This window comes from Shewanella sp. ECSMB14101 (assembly GCF_000773485.1).
Classification (GTDB): domain Bacteria; phylum Pseudomonadota; class Gammaproteobacteria; order Enterobacterales; family Shewanellaceae; genus Shewanella; species Shewanella marisflavi.
On record NZ_JSFF01000008.1, the window covers coordinates 114,396 to 137,488 of the forward strand.

Genomic DNA, 23,093 nt, shown 5'->3' on the forward strand with positions numbered 1-23,093 from the left:
TTTATCCTTGCAGACCCAGATCGCGAGTCATATTTTCATTGTGATCGCTATGAACAATCACGTTGTCTTCGATACGTATACCGCCAAATGGACGTATCAGATCGACCGTTTGCCAGTTAATCAGATTACCGCGGCCATCCTGTCTTAACTCGTTAAGCAGGCTGTCGATGATGTAAAATCCAGGCTCTATGGTCAGCACTTGGTTGGCCGCCAAGGTTCTGGTACAACGCAGAAACGGATGAGCCTCAGGTGGGGCAATATGAGTACCACGCTCATCATGCAAGAAGCCACCCATATCATGCACCTGCAAGCCCAGCATATGCCCGAGTCCATGGGGGAAGAAGGCGCTGGTTACACCCTGCTCTATCAAGGCTTGCTTTTCACCGTTAGCCAGCTTGAAATCGAGCAGCAACTGCGCCAGTTTGTCGTGGGTAGCTAAGTGAAGATCCACATATTTCACGCCAGGGCGCATCATATCTATGATGGCCAACTGCAGCTTATCCATGGCGGCAATCAGATCACCAAACAGGTTTTTCTCAAAAGCATAGGTACGGGTAATGTCCGAGGCATAGCCATGGAAACTCCCACCGGCATCAATTAGAAATGACAGTCGCTGCTTAGGCGACTGATGCTCGAGCGCCGTATAATGCAATATGGCTGCATTTTGGTTTAAGGCGATAATATTGCCGTAGGGCACATCATTCTCACCCATATCTGTCGCCGCCAGATAGGCCCGCTGGATCTCAAACTCACTACCGCCGCCATAGAAGGCATCTTTTGCCGCAACATGACCACGCACGCCAATCTCACTCGCGCGGCGCATACAAGCCAGCTCATATTGTGTCTTTGTGGCTCTGTGATAGTGAAGATAACTCATCACCGACTCTGGATTGCGGGAGGTAAAACCGAGCACCTCGGCAACATCCAAATGCTCACCTATGTAGCCCCAATCCTGAATATTGTCTGGCAGCAACTCGGCCACTTTATCGGCCTTGGTCAGCAGCTTAATCTCTACCTCTGAGATCCAAAAAGCATCGGGAAAATCGGCAACCTTGTGCCAAAAGTCCACTGGACGATAAAAGATCAGTTGTGGCTTATCGCGACCATTCACCACCAACCAGCAGTGGGGGTTATCGATAACAGGAAGCCAGGCCTTGAAATGCGGATTGACCTTGAAAGGGTAATCCAGATCATCGAGAAACTGACGATGGGGCTGCCCTGAATGTATCACTAAGCCAGCTAGCTGCTCTCTTGCTGTGATCTCGGCAACGCGTCGATTTAGCTCGGCGATATGGGCGGGATAGAGGGGGGCTAAGTTTTCCATATTAGGCTTCCTGTTATTCTTCTGCGGCACCTTTTTAGCTAAAAAGGACCTGTTTTTAGCACAGAGACTATGATCTAGTGAGTCTAACATAAAGGGCAAAAATCCCCCTAATGGAACAAAATTAAACAAGTGTTTAAATTGGGTGTTGAAATTTAGTTGATTTAGACGCACACTGAGCAGCAACTGGTCAAATGATGGCCTGCTGTAAGATAGAGATTATACCTACAAGATAAAAACCCAATAGTAGGTGGCGCTCTTATAAGCAATAAGGAAGCAAGCAATGATCTACCAAAGTCCTACGATTCAAGTGGAATTACTTGAAGACAATATCGCTCGGCTCTGTTTTAACGCCGAGGGCTCAGTCAACAAGTTTGATAGAGAAACCCTCAATGCGCTAAGCGACGCACTCGATGCCCTAAAGCAAACCCAAGAGGTCAAAGGGCTGATGCTCACCTCGGGTAAAGACGCCTTCATCGTAGGCGCCGATATCACAGAGTTCTTAGGACTTTTTGCACAGGAAGACAGTGTGCTACTTGGCTGGCTCGAAGATGCCAACAAGGTATTCAATAAATTAGAAGATCTGCCGTTCCCTACCATCTCGGCTATCAAAGGCTTTGCCCTGGGCGGCGGCTGCGAAACTATCCTAGCAACCGACCTACGTATCGCAGATACAACGGCTCGAATCGGTCTGCCTGAGACCAAACTAGGCATCATCCCAGGTTTTGGCGGTACCGTGCGTCTGCCTCGCCTAATCGGTGCCGACAACGCCCTGGAGTGGATCACCACAGGTAAAGATCAACGCCCTGAGTCAGCCCTTAAGGTTGGCGCCATCGACGCGGTTGTCGCCCCTGAAGCACTGGAAAGTGCAGCACTGCAGATGCTACATGATGCCATCAACGAGAAGATCGATTGGCAAGCGCGTCGCCAGCGCAAGCTGTCACCGCTTACGCTGCCGAAACTGGAAGCCATGATGTCTTTTGCTACCGCCAAAGGCATGGTATTCAAAGTCGCTGGCAAACATTATCCCGCGCCTATGGCGGCTGTGGATGTTATCGAAAAGGCGGCCACCAGTGAACGCGCCCAGGCGCTGCAGGTTGAGCATCAAGCCTTTATCAAGCTCGCCAAGACAGATGTGGCCAAGGCACTTATCGGTATCTTCCTAAACGACCAGCTGGTTAAAGGTAAGGCGAAGAAGGCAGCTAAACAAGCACAGGCGGTAAACTCGGCAGCAGTATTGGGTGCAGGTATTATGGGTGGCGGCATCGCCTATCAGAGTGCGAGCAAAGGCACCCCCATTGTGATGAAAGATATTAATCAGGCCGCGTTAGATCTTGGTCTGGGCGAAGCCGCTAAACTGCTTACGGCGCAGATCAACCGTGGTCGCTCTACCCCAGCTAAGATGGCGGGCGTGCTAAACAATATTACAGCGACACTGGATTATAACGCGCTTAAAAAGGCCGACGTTGTCGTTGAAGCCGTGGTTGAACACCCTAAAGTGAAATCAAGCGTATTGGCCGAAGTAGAGCAAGTCGTGGGCGAAGATGCCATCATCACTTCGAACACCTCGACCATCTCCATCAACCTACTGGCCAAGAGCCTGCAAAAGCCCGAGCGCTTCTGTGGTATGCACTTCTTCAACCCGGTCCACAAAATGCCGCTGGTTGAGGTAATTCGCGGTGAGCATAGCTCAGATGAAACCATCGCCTCAGTGGTCGCTTACGCCGCCAAGATGGGTAAGACGCCTATCGTGGTCAACGATTGCCCAGGTTTCTTCGTCAACCGAGTACTCTTCCCCTACTTCGCTGGCTTCAGTGGCTTGCTAGAGGATGGCGCTGATTTCGCAGCCATCGACAAGGTAATGGAGAAGCAGTTCGGCTGGCCAATGGGCCCAGCTTATCTGCTGGATGTGGTTGGTCTGGACACAGGTCACCATGCACAAGCTGTGATGGCCGAAGGTTTCCCTGACAGAATGGCCAAACAGGGTAAAGATGCTATCGACGTGATGTTCGAAGCAGAGCGATTCGGTCAAAAGAATAGCAAAGGCTTCTATCAATATTCAGTCGATCGCCGCGGTAAGCCAAAGAAAGACGTTGATCCTCTAAGCTATGAATTGCTGGGCAACGCCTTTGGTGAGCTGAAAGAATTTAGCAGTGATGAGATCATCGCACGCACCATGATCCCTATGATCATCGAAACGGTTCGTTGTCTGGAAGAAGGTATTATCGCCTCGCCGGCCGAAGCCGACATGGGACTGGTTTACGGACTCGGTTTCCCTCCATTTAGAGGAGGTGTGTTCCGCTATCTAGACACCTTAGGTGTTGCCAACTTTGTCGCCCTAGCGGACAAGTACGCCCATCTAGGCGGCCTGTATCAGGTGACAGACAAGATGCGTGAACTGGCTGCCAACAACGGCAGTTACTACCCAGCCTAATCACCCGGAAGGAATAGAATAATGAAACAAGCAGTTATTGTAGATTGCATCCGTACTCCCATGGGCCGCTCTAAGGCGGGAGTATTTAGAAACGTACGCGCAGAGACATTGTCTGCCGAGCTGATGAAGGCCCTATTGGTGCGTAACCCTCAGCTCGATCCCAACACCATAGAAGACGTTATCTGGGGCTGTGTACAACAGACGCTGGAACAGGGCTTCAACATTGCACGTAACTCAGCGCTACTGGCGGGTATACCTAAGCAAGCCGGCGCTGTCACGGTAAACCGCCTGTGTGGTTCTTCGATGGAAGCCATCCATCAGGCGGCTCGCGCCATCATGACAGGCATGGGCGATACCTTTATTGTTGGCGGTGTCGAGCATATGGGTCACGTCCCGATGAATCATGGTGTCGACTTCCACCCAGGCCTGGCCAACAATGTCGCCAAAGCCTCGGGCATGATGGGACTCACCGCCGAGATGCTGGGCAAGATGCATGGCATCACGCGTCAGCAGCAAGATGAATTTGCCGTACGCTCGCACCAACGCGCCCACGCGGCAACTCTCGAAGGACGCTTCGCCAGCGAGATCCATGCTATCGAAGGTCATGACGCCAACGGCGCGCTGATCAAGGTGATGCACGATGAAGTGATTCGCCCAGAAACCTCGCTAGAGTCTTTAGCGGCACTGCGCCCTGTCTTCGACCCAGCCAACGGCACAGTCACCGCAGGCACCTCTTCGGCACTGTCTGACGGCGCATCAGCCATGTTAGTGATGGAAGAAGAAAAGGCCAAGGCCTTAGGTCTGCCGATTCGCGCCCGTATTCGCTCCATGGCCGTAGCTGGTTGTGATGCGGCTATTATGGGCTATGGCCCGGTTCCGGCGACTCAAAAGGCACTGCAGCGTGCAGGCCTCACCATTGCAGATATGGATGTTATCGAGCTAAACGAAGCCTTCGCCGCGCAGTCACTGCCTTGCGTAAAAGATCTTGGCCTGATGGATCTGGTAGACGAGAAAGTGAACCTCAATGGTGGCGCCATCGCGCTGGGCCACCCACTGGGTTGTTCAGGCGCACGTATCTCGACCACACTGATCAACCTGATGGAAAGCAAAGATGCGAGCCTAGGTCTGGCAACTATGTGTATCGGTCTTGGCCAAGGTATCGCGACGGTATTTGAACGCGTTTAACGCTTCCCTTACCCTTTAGCGTTAAAAATGGAGCGGCTCTGTCGCTCCATTTTTTTGTTTCACGTGAAACCACAAACCGAAAAGCATTACCTATCCCCCTGTATACCTTTATCTTAATTCCCACTGCTGTAGTATCGACTAGAGTTAACCCGGTTAAGGCAAAATGAGCAGTGAAGATCATAAAGCTGATAGAGCAACCAGAGGCGATCGATCAACTCGGCTACTGGTATCACAATGAGTGGGGGCACCTGGGCAGCAATCGAACCCAGTCCGAACAGGTTCACAGCCTGGGTCAATACTTGCAATATCAGGGAATTCCACAGCTTTGGCTCGCGCAGGATGAACACCAACCCATTGGAGCCATACAATTAAGATACCAAGAGAACAGTAACTATCCCTCTGATAGCGTCTGGCTAGGAGGCATCTATGTGGTGGAGCAACACAGGGGAAAAGGAGTGGCGACCAAGCTGGTCCGCGAGGCACAAGACTATGCAGCCAGCCTTAACGTTAAGACACTCTACCTACAAACGGAAGCGAAAAACCTCGCCCTCTATCACAACCTAGGCTGGCAAATTGTCGCTACACTAAGCTACTGTGACCTCACAATTAATGTAATGGCCAAAAACCTGTAAAGAGAGATCCATGACACCCGCTACCAAAACGTTAGACAAGGCTAAAATAGTCTACAAAATACATGAATATCAACATGATGTCAGTGCAAGCGCCTATGGTCTCGAAGCGGCAGAGAAACTTAATTTACCCACAGATCAAGTATTTAAAACCTTAGTAGCCGAGCTCGATAGTGGCGCTCTCGTTGTGGCCATCATCCCTGTCGATAAAAAGCTAAATATGAAACAGCTGGCCAAGGCCGCAAAGGCAAAAAAAGCGGCTATGGCAGCTCCGGACAAGGTGCAACGTTCTACAGGTTATGTTCTCGGCGGCGTCAGCCCTATCGGTCAAAAAAAACGCCTAGCCACCTTTATCCATACCAGCGCAGAAACTCTAGAATCCATTTACGTCAGTGGCGGCCGTCGCGGCTTAGATATCCAACTCTCGCCCCAAGATCTACAAGCTTTAACTCATGCAACAATGGTAGATTTGACATAGACAAGGAAACAACTTCATCCAACGTTAAGTTAGCTATACTATAAAAACTTAAGTGCAATTTAAAATTATTGATAGATACATTCATAGCAAATGGAGTTGGAATGAATCAAACTAATCAAACTCTTTTTGAACAGATGCGGATTACCGAACTAGAAATAGAGTTTCGTAAATCACTTTTTCTTCTTACAACACAAGATACCAAACTATTAGCGTCTTGCCGGCCAACTATTCAATTATATATCGATGATATTGTCGAAGAGTTTTACTCGATGCAAACTGATGTGTCTGAGATAGCCTTATTAATTGGTGACTCAGACACTTTAGAGCGTCTGCGGGCTGCACAAAAGCGATATGTACAAGATTTATTTCTAGGGGAATACGATCTCGAATATGTTAATAATCGATTGAGAATAGGCCTAGTACATAAGCGTATCGGAGTTGAACCCAAGCTCTATCTATCCGCAGTACATACCCTTAAAAATTTAATTAATAAGAATATAAATAAGGCCTTTAAAAAAGATCCGGCTAAAGCTGAAGCCGTTATACTCGCTCTCGACAAATTAATCCTCTTCGACGTTAGCCTGGTTTTCGACACTTACATCAGAAGCCTAGTATCAGAAATAGAAACGGCAAAACAAAAAGCTGAGACATATGCCAACAACATGGAGACAAAAGTAAAAGAGCGAACCCAACAACTTGAAGAATTATCACGTACAGACCCGCTTACAGGATTACTAAACGTACGTCATCTAAATGAGATAGTAACCAGAATTCTTAGAGCAGCACAGCGTCGATTAGAGCCCGTTAGTATCTGTTATATTGATATCAATGATTTCAAAAAGATAAACGACACTCAAGGACATCAGGCTGGCGATAATATTCTGCAAAATATTGCCAAAATTATTGCAAGCGCGGTACGAGGAGAAGATTGTTGCTTCCGTTACGGTGGAGATGAGTTTTGTATTGTATTACCAAACTGTAATGCAACAGACGTTCAAAATGAATTTATAGTCAGGTTAGAAAAAAAACTTAAACAAGAGTTGGTTCCTGTGACGCTCAGTTATGGGATCGTAGATACTGGCCCACAACACTATATGGAAGCCAGCGAAATAATTAACCTTGCAGACAGCAAAATGTATCAACATAAACGAAACTTGAAATCTATACCGGCAAGTACAGACAAAAAGAACCTCGTGAAATTGGATTCAATAAAACGTTAATCCAATGTTCCACGTGAAACGCTTCGCTATGATTTATCCCTATTAGTAATAGCTCACAAAATCCTGAACGCAACTTGGCACAACGGTGTGGCTAGCGTAATATTAGTCCCTTCTGTTTAACCAGGTCTCACACCAGTTAAGGTTTATGATATGAGCGATCCCTTTGCACAAGCACAACACCAACTCGATGCCCTTGGGTTGCGTTGTCCAGAGCCTGTCATGATGGTGAGAAAGTCTGTCCGTAAGATGAGCGAGGGCGAAACCTTGTTAATCATCGCTGACGACCCGGCCACGACAAGGGACATCCCAAGCTTCTGCGAATTTATGGACCACACCCTGATTGCGAGCCAGACCGAATCGACGCCCTATCGCTATCTGATCAAAAAAGGGCTCTGATCCGCTAACCTTAACAGCTAACCACTCTTCTATCCCCTTCGCAGACGCTCTGCTGTAACTTACACCCAGTGTTTGCCATAGGCTTAGTCCCCCCGGATTAGTCCCACCGATAGCGCTTGCCAGCAGTTTGAGTCGCAGTTTACACTGAGAGTCGGCTTTCAAAAGGATTGAGATAAGATGGCAAGTTTACAAGGCATTAGCTACAGGGTTGTAAAGGGTGGTCCAATGCTTGAAACCTCGGCGGCATTAGTGACTACAAGTACAGGAGTCGCACAGGACGTTTTTGGTAAACCAGGCAAACGGCAAGTCACCCTGCTTTCATCCCACCAGTGGATGCAGGCCTGCAATGACTTAGGTGTCGATCTCCCCTGGACAGCCCGCAGAGCCAATCTACTCATAGATGGCATCAATTTCGGTCCACAGGACAAGGGTAAAATCATTCAGATCGGCGCGTTGCAGCTAGAGATCACTGGCGAGACAGATCCCTGTAAGAAGATGGAAAAAGTCAGCCAAGGATTAGAAGCTGCCTTACGCCCAGACTGGCGTGGCGGCGTAACCTGCCGCGTTCTCAATGATGCCGAAATAAGTATCGGTGATACCGTCACCCTCTAGCATTCGGCGCAACAAAGCCCTTTCTGCCGGCAGCCTTTCTTAGGCTGCCTAGTTTTCTCTTTGCGCTCACCACGATCCGCTATAACTGTCATTACATTCACTAAATGTCACAGAATTTAGGTTTTACTGTTATCAAATTTATGCGATAACTAACGCTGATTGTATACACTCCCCTCTGTATTCGTGTTAAGCACCCAACTAAGGATAATAATGAAACTGGGAACTCCTATGCTAAAACAAAAAATCACACCTCTATGCGCGGCAATCGTTCTAAGCTTTTCGCTACCGAGCTGGGCCACAGAAACTGATACCCCAAGCTGGCAAGTCAATGCTCCGGCAAATGCGCCGTTAGAGCAGGTGAAAATTGATGTCACTGAAGGTACCTGGATGAACGTCAGTGTCAGTCCAGACGGCAAACATATAGTGTTCGACCTCTTAGGCGATATCTATCAGATGCCTATCGAAGGTGGCGAAGCCAAACCCTTAGCCCAAGGCATCGCCTGGCAGATGCAACCCGTCTACAGCCCAGATGGTAAATATATCGCTTTTACGTCAGATGAAGATGGCGGAGACAATATCTGGGTGATGAATGCCGATGGCAGCAACCCTCGCCCTGTCACCAAAGAAACCTTCCGCCTGCTAAACAGCCCAGCGTGGAGCCCAGACTCTCAATACCTTATCGGTCGTAAACACTTCACCGGCAGTCGTAGTCTGGGAGCAGGCGAAGTCTGGCTATATCATGTTGCCGGCGGCACAGGAGTAAAACTTACCGAGCGACCAAACGAGCAGAAAGATTTGGGTGAACCGGCCTACTCACCCGATGGTCGCTATGTCTACTTCAGCCAGGACGCGACACCGGGTAAGACCTTTCACTACTCTAAAGACTCTGTCAAAGGCATCTATAAGATCAAACGTTACGACACCCAAACCGGTGACATAGAGGTATTGATTGAGGGTACCGGCGGCGCGATTCGGCCAACCCCTAGCCCAGATGGAACTAAGCTGGCCTATATTAAACGCGACGGCTTCCAATCGACCTTATACCTTCAGGATCTAAAGTCGGGCGAGCAAACCAAGCTGTATGACAAGTTAGATCGTGATATGCAGGAAACCTGGGCCATCCATGGTGTTTACCCCACCATGAGCTGGACTGCCGATAATCAGGAGTTGGTGTTCTGGGCTGGTGGTAAGATCAATCGCTTAGATGTAGAGAGCAAGTCAGTTAAAGAGATCCCTTTCAAGGTCAAAACTGAGCTTGCTGTACAACCCTCTGTGCGCTTCAAACAGAATATCGACCTGGATAGCTTTAACGTTAAGATGCTGCGCATGGCACAGGTGTCACCCGATGGCGAGAAGGTTATCTATGAGGCGCTAGGGAAATTATGGGTTAAGCGCCTGCCTGATGGAAAGGTGTCTCGCCTAACGGACCTTGATAACGATATTAGAGAGCTATATCCTCAGTGGTCTCGCGACGGTAAGAAGATCGTCTTCACTACTTGGGACGATGAAAACCAAGGCAGTGTTCGCATAATCAATGCACGAGGTGGACGCAGCAAAACCTTGACCCAAGAGCCTGGAAAATATGTCGAACCCACCTTCTCACCCGACGGTGAGCAAGTGGTCTATCGCAAAATCAAAGGCGGTAACATTACCCCACGCACCTGGTCACAAGAGCCTGGCCTTTATGTTGTCGATACCAAAGGCAAAGAGAGCCGTAAGATCACTCCTGATGGCTATCAACCACAATTTGGCGCCGAATCAGACCGTGTCTACTTCATGGACTACGGCGAAACACCCCAGCTAGCCTCAATCAACCTGCACGGTTTCCAGAAGCGGGTGCATTACACTAGCAAGCATGCCACCGAATTTAGAGTCTCTCCAGATGGTAAACAATTGGCCTTCGCCGAACGTTTCAAGGTTTGGGTAACGCCCTTCGCCAAGCATGGCGAAACCATAGAGATAGGCCCTAAGGCAGACAATTTGCCAGTAACTCAGTTAAGTGTTCGCGCCGGTGAAAGCATCAGCTGGAGTGGCAAGAGCGACCAACTCTACTGGACTTTAGGCCCAGAACTGTACCAGATGGATGTTGATGCCGATTATCAGGCAGATGAAAAGGCATCTTCTGTTGAGCCAAAGGTCACCCAAATAGGTTTCGAGAAGAAGGCTGATGTTCCACGTGGAACAGTTGCCTTTGTCGGCGGTCAGGTGATCACCATGGAAGATGACAAGGTGATCGACAATGGTATCGTCATCGTTGAGAACAACAAGATCCTTACCGTAGGTGATGCCAACACCCAGATTCCTAAAGGAGCCCAGGTAATCGACATCAAAGGCAAGACCATCATGCCAGGACTTTTCGATGCCCACGCTCACGGCTCTCAAGGTGAAAATGAGATCATCCCACAGCAAAACTGGGAACTCTACGCCAACCTAGCGCTGGGGGTGACGAGCATTCACGATCCTTCAAACGACACCACCGAGATCTTCGCCGCCTCTGAGCAGCAGAAGGCTGGCAAGATAGTCGGCCCGAGAATCTTCTCTACCGGCACAATCCTCTACGGTGCCAACATGCCGGGCTACACCTCTCACATCGACTCCTTGGACGATGCCAAGTTCCACCTGGAACGCCTCAAGAAGGTCGGCGCCTTTAGCGTTAAGAGCTACAACCAGCCAAGACGTAACCAGCGTCAGCAGGTGATTGCTGCGGCCAGAGAACTGGAGATGATGGTGGTACCAGAAGGCGGTAGCCTGCTGCAACATAACCTCACCATGATCGCCGATGGCCATACCACGGTTGAGCACTCTCTACCGGCGGGGGCCATTTATAGTGACGTAAAACAGCTCTGGAGCCATACCGATGTTCACTACACCCCAACACTGGTTGTGGCCTATGGCGGCATCTCGGGTGAGAACTATTGGTACGACAAGACAGATGTCTGGGCTCACCCGCGCCTATCTAAGTATGTGCCAGGCGATCTGCTGCAGGCGCGCTCGATGCGTCGCCCTACTGCGCCCGATGGTCACTATAACCACTTCAATGTTGCCCGTGTCGCTAATGAACTCAACGAGCTCGGCGTTAAGCCAAACATTGGTGCCCATGGTCAGCGCGAAGGTTTAGCTGCCCACTGGGAGATGTGGATGTTTGCTCAAGGTGGCATGAGTAATATGGAAGTGCTCAAGACGGCTACCATTAATCCAGCAGAGACCTTTGGTATGGATCACCAGCTAGGTTCCATTAAAGCGGGTAAGTTAGCAGATCTAATCGTCATCGATGGTAATCCGCTGGAAGATATTCGCGTAACCGACAGGGTGACTTATACCATGGTGAACGGCAAGTTGTTCGACGCCGAATCGATGAACCAACTCAATGGAGACAAAACGCAGCGCAAACCGTTTTTCTTCGAACTTTAGATCAATTTTTAATTTTAAAATCTGGCTAAGATAAGCCACAAATTTTAATTTCATAAAAATTTTAAATTGATTCAAAAGTGAGTCTATGAACAGGTAAAGGGTGTTCCACGTGGAACACCCTTTTTTATGTTTCATTGGAATCAGGTCTCACATCTTTACATCTGATGGTAAATCAGCCTAAGCTAATCGACTGTTCGGCTCAATCGGAAGAGCCCCACCGAAAAGGAATTTAAACGATGAAATCTATCACATTCACCTTATTGCTCCTCTTAAGCCTCTCAGCCATTGCCTACCTGATCTTTGAAGAGCGTCAAGATGGTCAGTCTCAAGACAAACTTGCCACCGAGACCAACAGCCCCACGAGCGAAAAAACAAAGCCGCTTGCAAGCGAGGCCTTACCCACTGAGCAAGGGATCGCACAACCACAATCAGATGATAACCATAGTGACAATCAGGCACCTTTGGTAATCACCTCATCGAAACAACTCGTTGCTCAGATGATAGATGACAATGACATTATTGATGGGGAACAGGTTACAAAACTACTTAACGGTGATTTCGCTGACTATCTCGATCTTATCCAGTCCCAGGAAAACCAGGACGAGATGGGGAGTAAACGCCAGTCTTCATTAGCAGACAGTTTGGCCAACCTGCAAGAGACCATATATAGTGAAAAATACGCCTGTGCGGGGCGAATCTGCACCTTAAGCCTGACAACCGACACAATGAGTCAACAAAGCATTGATAAATTGAGTGAATTTGATAAGAACTATGCATTTATCAAGCAGACTCAACTCGACACTGGCGAGACACTGTTTCAGGCCATCTATCTACAAACAGATGACCCGTCCACTATGCGATTTAAAGGTTATTAAGCACCTTAGTTAGGCTTATCTTGATAGCAGAAACAGTCGGCGCTGTGGTCGTTCACCATGCCCACCGCCTGCATGAAGGCATAGCAGATAGTCGGCCCAACAAAGTTAAATCCTAATTTTTTCAATGCCTTTGACATAGCCTCAGACTCTGGCGTCTGCGCCGGAAGCTGATCCAATCGTTGAAAATGATTGAGCTTGGGCTGCCCGCCGACAAAACTCCAGAGAAACTCAGAAAAATCATTGCCCTGCTCGACAAAAGCGATATATCCCTTGGCATTTTTGATGATGGAATTGACCTTAAGCCGATTACGAATTATGCCGGGATTTTGTAGTAATTCCTCTACTTTAGCCTCATCAAACTGAGCGATCACATAGGGGTCAAAATCGGCAAATGCCGCCTCATAATTTTGTTGCTTCTTGAGTATGGTGATCCAGGAGAGTCCTGCCTGCTGACCATCCAGACAGAGCTTGGCAAACAGCTCTTTACTGTCATACACGGGACGACCCCAAACCTTATCATGATAGGCTTGATAAAGCGGATCTTCGCTAACCCAGCCACAACGCTTTACATCCATGGTGTTTTTTCCCAATTTTCCGCCGTTAAGGTAAAAAATAACCTACATAAGCCTTTTTCAACAAGGTATAATCGAAACCATTTTCTATCACAAGCCGACAGTAGTAGACATGACGACGAAACATGACGTAAAAACATTCCAGGGTTTCATCTTAACCCTGCAGGAATACTGGGCGCAGCAAGGTTGCGCCATCGTTCAGCCGCTGGACATGGAAGTAGGTGCGGGCACCTTCCACCCCATGACATTCTTACGTTCTCTTGGCCCTGAGCCGATGAGCAGCGCCTATGTTCAGCCATGTCGCCGTCCTACCGATGGTCGTTACGGTGAAAACCCTAACCGCCTGCAGCACTACTATCAGTTCCAGGTGGTTCTCAAGCCCTCTCCAAGTAACATCCAAGAACTCTACCTAGGTTCTCTAGAGGCACTAGGGGTCGACATGGGCATTCATGATGTTCGCTTCGTTGAAGACAACTGGGAATCCCCAACTCTCGGTGCCTGGGGCCTTGGCTGGGAAGTCTGGCTTAACGGCATGGAAGTGTCTCAGTTCACCTACTTCCAACAGGTCGGTGGCCTGGAATGTAGCCCTGTAACAGGCGAGATCACCTATGGTCTTGAGCGTCTGGCTATGTATATCCAGGAAGTCGACAGTGTCTATGATCTAGTCTGGACCGATGGTCCTATGGGCAAGATCATGTACGGCGATGTGTTCCATCAGAACGAAGTCGAGCAATCTACTTACAACTTCGAGCACGCCAACGTCGAGGTGCTGTTCAAGCAATTTGACGATTGCGAGAAGGCCTGTAACGAGCTATTGGCATTAGAAACGCCACTTCCCCTGCCTGCCTATGAGCAGGTAATGAAAGCCTCGCATGCCTTCAACCTGCTCGATGCGCGCCACGCTATTTCGGTTACCGAACGTCAGCGTTACATTCTGCGCGTACGCACCATGGCCAAGTCAGTGGCTGAGTCCTATTATCAAGCCCGTGAAGCACTCGGCTTCCCAATGTGTAAGTAGAGGTATATGAAGATGAAATTTGAAAACTTACTCATTGAAGTAGGCACAGAAGAGTTACCGCCAAAATCGCTAAAAACCTTAGCCGAATCTTTCTTGGCCAATTTTGAAGAAGAGCTACAGAAGGCTGAATTAAGCTACGAATCGGCAACCTGGTATGCTGCGCCTCGTCGTCTGGCATTAAAGATCAATGCCCTGGTATCAGCTCAAGCCGACAAAGTCGTCGAAAAGCGCGGCCCAGCAATCGCCCAGGCCTTCGATGCCGATGGCAACCCGACCAAAGCCGCTATGGGCTGGGCTCGTGGTAATGGCATCACAGTCGAGCAGGCCGAGCGTCTGACCACTGACAAAGGCGAATGGTTATTACACAAGGCCAAGGTGGTCGGTGTTGAAACCAAGTCACTGGTTGCCGACATGGCACAGCGCGCCCTAGATAAGCTGCCGATCCCTAAGCCGATGCGTTGGGGCAGCAGCAAGACCCAATTTATTCGTCCGGTACATACAGTTACCATGCTGATGGGCAGCGAGCTGATCCCTGGTGAATTACTGGGTATTGAGTCGGCGCGCACCATCCGCGGCCACCGCTTCATGGGTGTCGACACCTTTGAATTAGATCATGCCGACAACTATCTCACTGCACTGGAAACCCAGGGCAAGGTAAAGGCTGATTATCAGGCGCGTATGGCCCTGATCAAAGCCGATGCCCAAGCGGCAGCCAGCGCCATAGGTGGTATCGCAGAAATCGATGAGAATCTACTGGAAGAGGTTACCTCTCTAGTCGAGTGGCCCGTGGTTCTCACCGCTAACTTCGAAGAGAAGTTCCTCGACGTGCCAGCAGAAGCCTTGGTCTACACCATGAAAGGCGACCAGAAATACTTCCCAGTATTCGATAACGCAGGCACCCTACTTCCTCACTTTATCTTCGTGACAAACATAGAATCGAAAGATCCTGCGCAGATCATCGCGGGTAACGAGAAAGTGGTTCGCCCACGCCTTGCCGACGCCGAATTCTTCTTCGAAACCGACAAGAAGCATAGTCTGGAATCACGTCTCGCCAGCCTTGAAACCGTGGTCTTCCAGCAGCAGCTCGGTACCATCAAAGACAGAGTCGAGCGCATCTCTGCCCTCGCCGCATTTGTGGCGCAAGGTATTGGCGCCGACAGCGAACAGGCAGCACGCGCCGGCCTGCTCTCTAAGTCAGATCTCATGACCAACATGGTGATGGAGTTTACCGATCTGCAGGGCACCATGGGCATGCATTATGCTCGCCTGGACGGTGAAACTGAGGCGGTTGCACTGGCACTTGAAGAGCAGTACAAGCCGAAATTCTCAGGCGACACTGTACCGACAGCCGCTATCTCTATCTCTGTGGCATTGGCTGAAAAGCTCGATACCTTAGTGGGTATCTTCGGTATTGGTCAGGCCCCTAAAGGCGCTGCAGACCCGTTCGCCCTACGCCGCGCTGCTATCGGTATTTTGCGTATCTGCGTCGAAAACAATTTACCACTAGACCTGGTCGATTTGATTGCCAAGGCACAAGAGCTTCATGGTGATAACCTCAGCAATGCCGACACCGCAGAACAGGTGCTGGAGTTCTTGATGGGTCGTTTCCGCGCCTGGTATCAAGATCAAGGCATCAGCGTCGATGTGATCCTGGCAGTATTGGCTCGTCGTCCAACCTCGCCAGCCGATTTTGACAGCCGCATCAAGGCAGTTACCCACTTCAGAAGCCTGGAACAAGCTGCCGCTTTGGCCGCTGCCAACAAGCGTGTATCCAACATTCTGGCCAAGGTTGAGGGTGATATCGCCAGCGATATCGACAGTAGTTTGCTACAAGAGAGCGCCGAACAAGCTCTGGCCAACAAGCTTAACGAGCTACAACCTCAGCTTGAGCCCCTGTTTGCCAATGCTGATTATCAACAGGCACTGGCCCTGCTGGCTAGCCTGCGTGAAAGCGTCGACACCTTCTTCGAAGATGTGATGGTGATGGCTGATGACGAAGCACTCAAGCAAAACCGTCTGGCGCTGCTGGCAAAATTAAGAGCCCAGTTCCTGCACGCCGCCGATATCTCGCTGCTGCAGTAACTCTCTGCCGGTGAAACAAAAAACGCATCCTCAGGGATGCGTTTTTTTATGTCCGGACATGGAATAATGGCTATTGCGACGCAAGCTGGTTAGACTAAATCCATCATATTCACTCGCAGGTTAAGTTGTGGCGTTACAGACTCAAATCTATCCCCTAGGCGAACGCGCTCTCGTATTAGATCCCTCCCCCCTCGAGCCCCTATCTTGGGAGCTACAAGCCAAGTTGTGCTGGTTAGCCACAGAGCTGCGCCTCGACAACAGATTGCTAGAAGTCATTCCAGGGATGAACAACCTGACACTGGTGGTTAAAGAACCCGGGCAGCTCAAATCTGTCAAGGCCAAACTCGATGAGCTTTGGCAACGGGCACCAGACACAGCCTTTGAGCCACAAACCGTCACACTACCGGTAAGCTATGGGGGTGAGTTTGGCCCCGATCTTATCAAGGTCGCTCAATATCATGACATCACCCCCGAAGAGGTCGTTCACCTGCACACCCTGGCCAGCTACAAGGTGTTCTTCATTGGTTTTCAGCCTGGATTTGCCTATCTTGAAGGTCTCCCGCACGCGCTACATACCCCTAGGCTGGCAACCCCCAGGCTAAAGATCCCAGCAAGCTCAGTTGGCATCGGCGGCGAACAGACGGGGGTCTACCCTTTAGCCAGCCCAGGCGGCTGGCAGCTCATAGGTCAAACCCAAACGCCGCTGTTCGATCCCCTTAGTGATATCCCCTGCCTACTCGCTCCCGGCGATATCGTTCGCTTCCAGGCAAAGGAGATCTGTCTATGATAAGGCTCGCTCAAGTTAGTGGACTGGCCAGCATTCAAGATCTCGGCAGGCAGGGACAGGGGCACCTAGGTATCCCAAGTGGTGGCGCCATGGATAGATTTGCCTTGATACTCGCCAATCGTCTACTAGGCAATGATAACACCGCCGCTGGCATAGAGTTGTCCTCAGGCGTGTATGAACTCGTCTTCGACATCCCGAGTTGGGTTGCCCTGTGCGGCGCCCCCTTCGAAGCCAACATAGACTCGCGCCCCTTGTGGAACGGTTGGCGTGGGCGCATTAACCCGGGGGAACGCTTAACCATACGCGGCCCCAAGCAAGGTGTGTGGGGCTACCTCGCCGTACTCGGTGGTATTCAAGTCCCTAGCGTCCTTGGCGGATGCGGCACTTTTTTGGCCGGTCAATTTGGCGGTCATCAGGGCAGACCACTCATGTCTGGGGACGTGCTGGCGTTAAACCCAGCAACCGAAGCCGGTTTCAGCCGCCCGGTGGGCGCGGTACAAAGGGCCAATGATGGGATATTACGCGCCCTACCCGGGCCGGAAATGACCCGCTTTAGCGACCAAGATCGCAAAGCCTTCTGGCATCATAGCTGGACAGTGTCGCAACAGAGTGATCGTATGGGGACTCGACTCGATGGTCAGGCTCTCACCTCGGCTAAAAACCTGAGTTTACGCTCCCACGCCGTATTGCCGGGCGCAGTTCAGGTTCCACCTGGTGGCCAACCCATAGTGCTTCAGGCCGACGCACAAACCAGTGGTGGCTATCCCAGAATGGCGGTGGTGATCGAGGCAGACAGATGGAAACTAGCGCAATGTCGAGGCGGTCAAAAGGTGAGTTTTCAGCATGTGAGTCCGAACCAGGTGGAAGAGGCGAATCTGGAATGGCAACACTATTTCTATCGTTTAGCGAGGGCAATGGATGGCAGTTAATCCACTCAAAATAGACCTCAATGCCGATCTCGGCGAAGGGGGCACACAAGATGAGGCGCTTATGCCGTTGATATCTTCGGCCAATATCGCCTGTGGCGGTCATGCCGGCGATACCCAATCCATGCGCCGTACCTTATTACTAGCCAAGCAGTATGGTGTCAATGTCGGCGCCCACCCCAGCTATCCTGACAGAGAACACTTTGGCCGAATCTCGATGACACTCTCACCCGAGGCGCTGTACGCCACACTCCACCAGCAAATTAGCATCTTAAAGGCCCTGTGCGATGATTTAAGCATAAAACTGACCCATATTAAGCCCCATGGAGCCCTGTATAACGACGCCGCTAACAATAAGGCTCTGGGCCAAATTATCATAAAGGTGATAAAAGCTATCGACCCCAGACTCAAACTGATGATTCTCGCCGGTAGCCCATTGGTGGAACAGGCCAAAGCCGCTGGTATAGAGGTAATAGAGGAAGCCTTTGCCGATAGAAGCTACCTGGCCGATGGCACCCTGGCCCCCCGTTCACAGCCAGGCGCGGTATTGCATGATGCAGATAAGATGCTGGCTCAGGTTAGCGCCATAATAGAGCGGCGCCAACTGACCGCCATCACTGGCGAGACCATTCCATGCTCTGCCACCAGCCTTTGTCTACATGGAGACAATCAAGAAGCGCTGAGGTTTGCAAAGCTGATCCGCTCTTACGTGCAACAATGAGCCAAAAGAGACGACTCAGCGTTTATGGTAAATAAGCAAGAGATCGCCACTGGCGGTGGAAACGCCTGTTATCTCTAACTCGGGATGGCTCTGCTGGTAGCGATCAACATAGTCTCGAAGAAAGGTCACAGAGTCGTGATTTGCCCTCAGCAGACAAGCATCCTGCTTACAATAGTGATAACTGACTCTTAACTCACTAAAATCGCCACCCCAATTATCAGCATACTCGCCATCGCTCTGGTTAAATTCCTCGACCTTAAGCTCCATAAGCTGATCAGGGTCATCCAACATCAGGGCGTTATACTCAGGCGGAGAGGCCAGAAAATAGGGATCTCCCTCATTTTCAAAATAGAGATAAGCTGTACCATCTCGCATAAAAGGACCAGCTTCACGCCGATACTGACGTAGGAGATCGGCATAGTCAGCGTGAGATGACGTTATCTTAAAGGGTTCAATGCTGGCAATGTCGAACTCGGTACTGGTCGCAGGCGTCTCGCTGTCCAGGTTATCGATTGTGCCAAGCTTTTGTTCACTCTCAAGGCTTGCTACCGATGTTTGCCCTGGCGAGTGAGCGGGTTTAACCTGACCACTAGCGACCGACATTGACTCGCCAGCTGTTTGAGAAGCGTAGGATTGGCTATCGATATATGCGGTAAGGGGCTTATCGTGGTTTGCCCATGTACCCAGTAACCAGGCAAGCCCCAATATACACAGCAGTCCCCATCCTAGGTATATTCCTTTCATCCTTGATATCCATTTCGCAGCCAATAATTTATCTTAAGCTAAACGCCTGACCACAATATGTAAAGTGATGACTCAAATACAAAAAACCCCGGAAATATCCGGGGTTTTGAATAAATCTTAATCGCCTGTTATACGTCCAGGTTAGCCACGTTCAGGGCGTTAGATTCGATGAAGTCGCGACGCGGCTCAACCTGATCACCCATCAAGCAGGTGAATAGCTGATCGGCGCCGATGGCATCTTCGATGGTCACTCTTAGCATACGACGTGACTCTGGATCCATGGTGGTTTCCCATAATTGCTCAGGGTTCATCTCACCCAATCCTTTGTAGCGCTGAATATAAAGACCACGCTTAGAATCATTCATCAACCAATCCAGTGCCTCGACAAATGAGGTAACCTCTTTTATGCGCTCACCGCGCTTCACATAGCCACCCTCTTCGATCAAACCTTCCAAGGCGTTAGCCAGGCTGGTCATGCGCTGATAATCACTCGACTGTAAGAAGTCGTATGAGAACAAGTAGTGGGTATCGATACCATGCTTACGAATGGTGATCTTAGGCAGATAGACCTGACGCTCAGGGTCGAGGAACGCCTCGGCGCTAAAGATAAAGCCACCCGATTCGGCCTCTTTCAATGCTGCCACATAGTTATCACACCACTGCTTCACCTTGGCCTCGTCGGCCAGAATGTCACTGGTTAAGCCAGGCTGATACAACATGCGCTCAGTCAACATGATAGGGAAACGCTGCTCAAGACGATCGAAAATCGCTTCTACCTCACGGTACTGGTAGACCAGCTTTTCGAGTGGCGCACCAGACATGGCCGGAGCATCTTGTGACGGATGGATCTCACCACCGTCCAACGCCAAGTTCGTCAGGTATTCGGTCAGCGCCGGATCATCCTTCAGATACTGCTCCTGCTTACCTTTCTTCACCTTATACAGCGGTGGCTGGGCGATAAACACATAACCACGCTCGATAAGCTCAGGCATTTGACGGAAGAAGAAGGTCAACAGCAAGGTACGAATGTGCGAGCCGTCGACGTCAGCATCGGTCATGATAACGATGTTATGGTAACGCGTCTTATCGGGATCATATTCATCGCGACCGATGCCACAGCCTAATGCGGTGATAAGCGTCGCAACCTCTTGTGAAGAGAGCATCTTATCGAAACGGGCTTTCTCCACGTTAAGGATCTTACCCTTAAGCGGCAGAATCGCCTGGTTCTTACGGTTACGACCCTGCTTGGCACTACCACCCGCAGAGTCACCCTCCACTATGTAAATTTCAGAAAGCGCTGGGTCTTTCTCTTGGCAATCCGCCAGCTTACCCGGCAGACCACCTAAATCTAAAGCGCCTTTACGACGAGTCATTTCACGGGCCTTACGGGCCGCTTCACGGGCGCGAGCCGCGTCGATGATCTTACCGACAATCAGCTTAGCCTCGTTAGGATTCTCAAGCAGGTAGTCACCTAGCTTTTCGCCCATGGTCTGCTCTACAGCCGTCTTAACCTCACTGGAAACCAGCTTGTCTTTGGTCTGAGAGCTGAACTTAGGATCTGGCACCTTAACCGAAATAACCGCAGTCAAACCTTCACGAGCATCATCGCCTGTCGCGCTGGTTTTGCCTTTCTTATTGAAACCTTCGCGGTCCATATAAGTATTTAGGTTACGCGTCAGCGCACTGCGGAAGCCCGCCAGGTGGGTACCACCATCACGCTGAGGAATGTTGTTGGTGAAACAGAAAATATTTTCCTGGAAGCCATCGTTCCACTGCATCGCAACTTCAACGGTAATACCATCTTCACGTTCTTGTACGAAGTGGAAGATCTCTTTGTTTACCGGCGTTTTGTTAATATTGAGGTAATCAACAAAGGCACTGATACCGCCTTCGTACTTGAAGAATTCATCCTTGTTGTCGCGCTCGTCGACCAGGCGAATACCAACACCTGAGTTCAGGAATGACAGCTCGCGTACACGCTTAGCCAGAATATCGAAGTGGAACTCGACATCCGAGAAGGTCTGGCTGCTTGGCCAGAAACGAATTTCAGTACCTGTATTGGTCGCGTCGCCTATCTCTTTGATCGGCTCATCTGGCTCACCCATGGTATAGAACTGCTCATACAGTTTACCTTCACGACGAATGGTTAACTGTAGCTTTTCAGACAGGGCGTTAACCACTGAAACACCCACGCCGTGTAGACCACCGGATACCTTATAAGAGTTATCATCGAACTTACCGCCAGCATGCAGTACCGTCATAATGACCTGAGCCGCCGAAACCCCCTCTTCAGGGTGAATAGCAACCGGAATACCACGTCCGTCATCCTTTACCGATACTGAACCGTCGGCATGGATAGTAATGATCACGTCATTACAGTGGCCCGCTAACGCCTCATCGATAGAGTTATCGACCACTTCGAACACCATGTGATGCAGACCCGTACCATCGTCGGTGTCGCCAATATACATCCCAGGTCTCTTCCGTACCGCATCAAGGCCTTTTAGTACCTTAATACTCGAAGAATCGTAACTATTCTCTGACATATTATTCTCTCGTCGGTTATTCAATTACCGTTACACGCCCTTGTTCCACATGGAACACCTTAACGGGTGGCGTGTTTAACGAATCCATTATTGCCGCAGGCTCGATAGCGGTCACAAATACTTGCGCGCCTGTATCGCTTAGCTGCTGCAGCAAGAGTTTCCTGTGCCTAGCATCCAACTCTGATGGCAAATCATCCACCAGATAAATACTGTTTTTATCTATTTGTTGTTTGAGCAACTTTCCCTGTGCAATACGCAGTGCGCACACGAGCAACTTTAATTGTCCGCGGGATAAGGCATCTTGTACCGGCAGCGTTCCGACCCTTAATCTCAGGTCAGCCTTATGGGGACCACTGGCCGTGTGTCCTGCCGCTAAATCCCTGGGATATTGCGCCTGTAACAGGGACTGATAATCAGTTTTGCTATCCCAACCTCGGGTAAAGGAAACCTTAACATCTACCTGAGGTAAAAACTCTTCGATTATACCCTTAAGTCGTTCATTTAACGAGCCTACATATCGCTTTCGTATATCCGTCACGATTTCGGCGTAACGCACTAATTCCTTATCCCAAAACTGAATTTGCTGATAGGGGGTTTCGCTTTTAAGCATCTGATTTCTATGCTTTAAAATCCGCCTAACATTCGCCCAGGCACTATAGAAGCTCTTGTCGGTATGGAAGGCACCCCAGTCAATAAACTGCCGGCGCGATTTTGGCCCCTCAAAAAGCAACGAAAAACTCTCCGGCGTGATCACTTGTATGGGTAAAGTTTCGGCCAAAGTCGACAGTCGCTTCACTCTATCACCGTTCATTTTGACTTCGGTTTCACCCGAGCGATAACGACGCAGGCCGATCTTGGTTTCTTGGTCACCCGACTCTAGGTTGGCAAACAGCGTCAGTTGATCCTGATCGCTCTTAATCACCCTCTGAGACAGATGACTGCGAAAGGAGCGCCCCATGCCCAGAAAATAGATGGCTTCGAGGACACTGGTCTTGCCGCTGCCATTTTGGCCGTAGATAAGATTCAGACCATCGCCGAGTTGCAACTGAGCACTGGCGATATTACGAAATGAATCGATATGAAGGCGAGATAGACTCATCAAATACTCGTGGAGATGGCCTGAGCCATCGAAGAAG

The 23,093-nt window shown here is 50.0% G+C and carries 19 protein-coding genes; 14 read left to right on the plus strand and 5 right to left on the minus strand.

Translation table 11 applies throughout. The features are described 5' to 3' along the window. Position 1: 1 nt before the first annotated feature. Positions 2–1,324, minus strand: a complete 1,323-nt coding sequence (gene pepQ, locus NY07_RS08565; protein WP_033538928.1) for a Xaa-Pro dipeptidase — start codon at positions 1,322–1,324, stop codon at positions 2–4. Between the two features lie 280 nt (positions 1,325–1,604). Here pepQ and fadB point away from each other — a divergent pair, with 280 nt between their 5' ends. The 9 genes from fadB (at position 1,605) to NY07_RS08610 (ending at position 12,561) form a co-directional block, all read left to right on the plus strand. Continuing rightward, a complete protein-coding gene (fadB, locus tag NY07_RS08570) occupies positions 1,605–3,755 on the plus strand; it encodes a fatty acid oxidation complex subunit alpha FadB (protein WP_033538929.1) in 2,151 nt (716 codons plus the stop codon). Between the two features lie 21 nt (positions 3,756–3,776). Then, positions 3,777–4,940, plus strand: coding sequence for an acetyl-CoA C-acyltransferase FadA (gene fadA / locus NY07_RS08575; RefSeq protein WP_033538930.1), 1,164 nt, complete (start codon positions 3,777–3,779; stop codon positions 4,938–4,940). 170 nt (positions 4,941–5,110) lie between these two features. Beyond that, on the plus strand, positions 5,111–5,572 hold the full coding sequence (locus NY07_RS08580) for a GNAT family N-acetyltransferase (protein ID WP_033538931.1): 462 nt from the start codon (positions 5,111–5,113) through the stop codon (positions 5,570–5,572). Positions 5,573–5,582: 10 nt separating this feature from the next. Further along, positions 5,583–6,047, plus strand: a complete 465-nt coding sequence (gene ybaK, locus NY07_RS08585; protein WP_033538932.1) for a Cys-tRNA(Pro) deacylase — start codon at positions 5,583–5,585, stop codon at positions 6,045–6,047. Positions 6,048–6,148: 101 nt separating this feature from the next. Next, on the plus strand, positions 6,149–7,267 hold the full coding sequence (locus tag NY07_RS08590; protein ID WP_033538933.1) for a GGDEF domain-containing protein: 1,119 nt from the start codon (positions 6,149–6,151) through the stop codon (positions 7,265–7,267). A 150-nt stretch (positions 7,268–7,417) separates the two neighbouring features. Continuing rightward, positions 7,418–7,663, plus strand: coding sequence for a sulfurtransferase TusA (gene tusA, locus NY07_RS08595; protein ID WP_033538934.1), 246 nt, complete (start codon positions 7,418–7,420; stop codon positions 7,661–7,663). A 177-nt stretch (positions 7,664–7,840) separates the two neighbouring features. After that, positions 7,841–8,275, plus strand: coding sequence for an MOSC domain-containing protein (locus NY07_RS08600; protein ID WP_033538935.1), 435 nt, complete (start codon positions 7,841–7,843; stop codon positions 8,273–8,275). Positions 8,276–8,503: 228 nt separating this feature from the next. After that, entirely contained in the window at positions 8,504–11,686 is a 3,183-nt protein-coding gene (locus NY07_RS08605) for an amidohydrolase family protein (protein ID WP_033538989.1), read from the plus strand. 236 nt (positions 11,687–11,922) lie between these two features. Then, positions 11,923–12,561, plus strand: a complete 639-nt coding sequence (locus tag NY07_RS08610) for a hypothetical protein (RefSeq protein ID WP_033538936.1) — start codon at positions 11,923–11,925, stop codon at positions 12,559–12,561. A 5-nt stretch (positions 12,562–12,566) separates the two neighbouring features. On the opposite strand, the gene NY07_RS08615 is transcribed toward NY07_RS08610, so the two are convergent. Continuing rightward, a complete protein-coding gene (locus NY07_RS08615; RefSeq protein ID WP_033538937.1) occupies positions 12,567–13,136 on the minus strand; it encodes a DNA-3-methyladenine glycosylase I in 570 nt (189 codons plus the stop codon). A 109-nt stretch (positions 13,137–13,245) separates the two neighbouring features. Between NY07_RS08615 and glyQ the strand changes: the two genes are divergently transcribed. The 5 genes from glyQ to pxpA all read left to right on the plus strand — a co-directional run bounded on the left by glyQ (position 13,246) and on the right by pxpA (position 18,667). Continuing rightward, positions 13,246–14,151, plus strand: coding sequence for a glycine--tRNA ligase subunit alpha (gene glyQ, locus NY07_RS08620; RefSeq protein ID WP_033538938.1), 906 nt, complete (start codon positions 13,246–13,248; stop codon positions 14,149–14,151). Positions 14,152–14,163: 12 nt separating this feature from the next. Continuing rightward, positions 14,164–16,233, plus strand: coding sequence for a glycine--tRNA ligase subunit beta (glyS, locus tag NY07_RS08625; RefSeq protein ID WP_033538990.1), 2,070 nt, complete (start codon positions 14,164–14,166; stop codon positions 16,231–16,233). A gap of 127 nt (positions 16,234–16,360) precedes the next feature. Further along, entirely contained in the window at positions 16,361–17,020 is a 660-nt protein-coding gene (gene pxpB / locus NY07_RS08630; RefSeq protein WP_033538939.1) for a 5-oxoprolinase subunit PxpB, read from the plus strand. Further along, positions 17,017–17,949 carry a biotin-dependent carboxyltransferase family protein gene (locus tag NY07_RS08635; RefSeq protein ID WP_033538940.1) on the plus strand — a complete coding sequence of 311 codons (933 nt, stop codon included), beginning with the start codon at positions 17,017–17,019 and terminating at the stop codon, positions 17,947–17,949. Before pxpB ends, NY07_RS08635 begins: the two co-directional genes overlap by 4 nt. Next, positions 17,939–18,667: a 5-oxoprolinase subunit PxpA gene (pxpA, locus tag NY07_RS08640; RefSeq protein WP_033538941.1), complete on the plus strand. Its 729-nt coding sequence runs from the start codon at positions 17,939–17,941 to the stop codon at positions 18,665–18,667. Before NY07_RS08635 ends, pxpA begins: the two co-directional genes overlap by 11 nt. A 15-nt stretch (positions 18,668–18,682) precedes the next feature. Here pxpA and NY07_RS08645 read toward each other — a convergent pair whose 3' ends face one another. From NY07_RS08645 to recF, 3 genes are all read right to left on the minus strand, one after another. Continuing rightward, positions 18,683–19,411, minus strand: a complete 729-nt coding sequence (locus NY07_RS08645; RefSeq protein ID WP_140946843.1) for a hypothetical protein — start codon at positions 19,409–19,411, stop codon at positions 18,683–18,685. Positions 19,412–19,539: 128 nt separating this feature from the next. Next, on the minus strand, positions 19,540–21,957 hold the full coding sequence (gene gyrB, locus NY07_RS08650; RefSeq protein WP_033538943.1) for a DNA topoisomerase (ATP-hydrolyzing) subunit B: 2,418 nt from the start codon (positions 21,955–21,957) through the stop codon (positions 19,540–19,542). Positions 21,958–21,973: 16 nt separating this feature from the next. Continuing rightward, the gene (recF, locus tag NY07_RS08655) at positions 21,974–23,056 is read right to left on the minus strand and encodes a DNA replication/repair protein RecF (RefSeq protein WP_033538944.1); all 1,083 of its coding nucleotides are present in this window, start codon (positions 23,054–23,056) and stop codon (positions 21,974–21,976) included. Between the last annotated feature and the right edge of the window lie 37 nt (positions 23,057–23,093).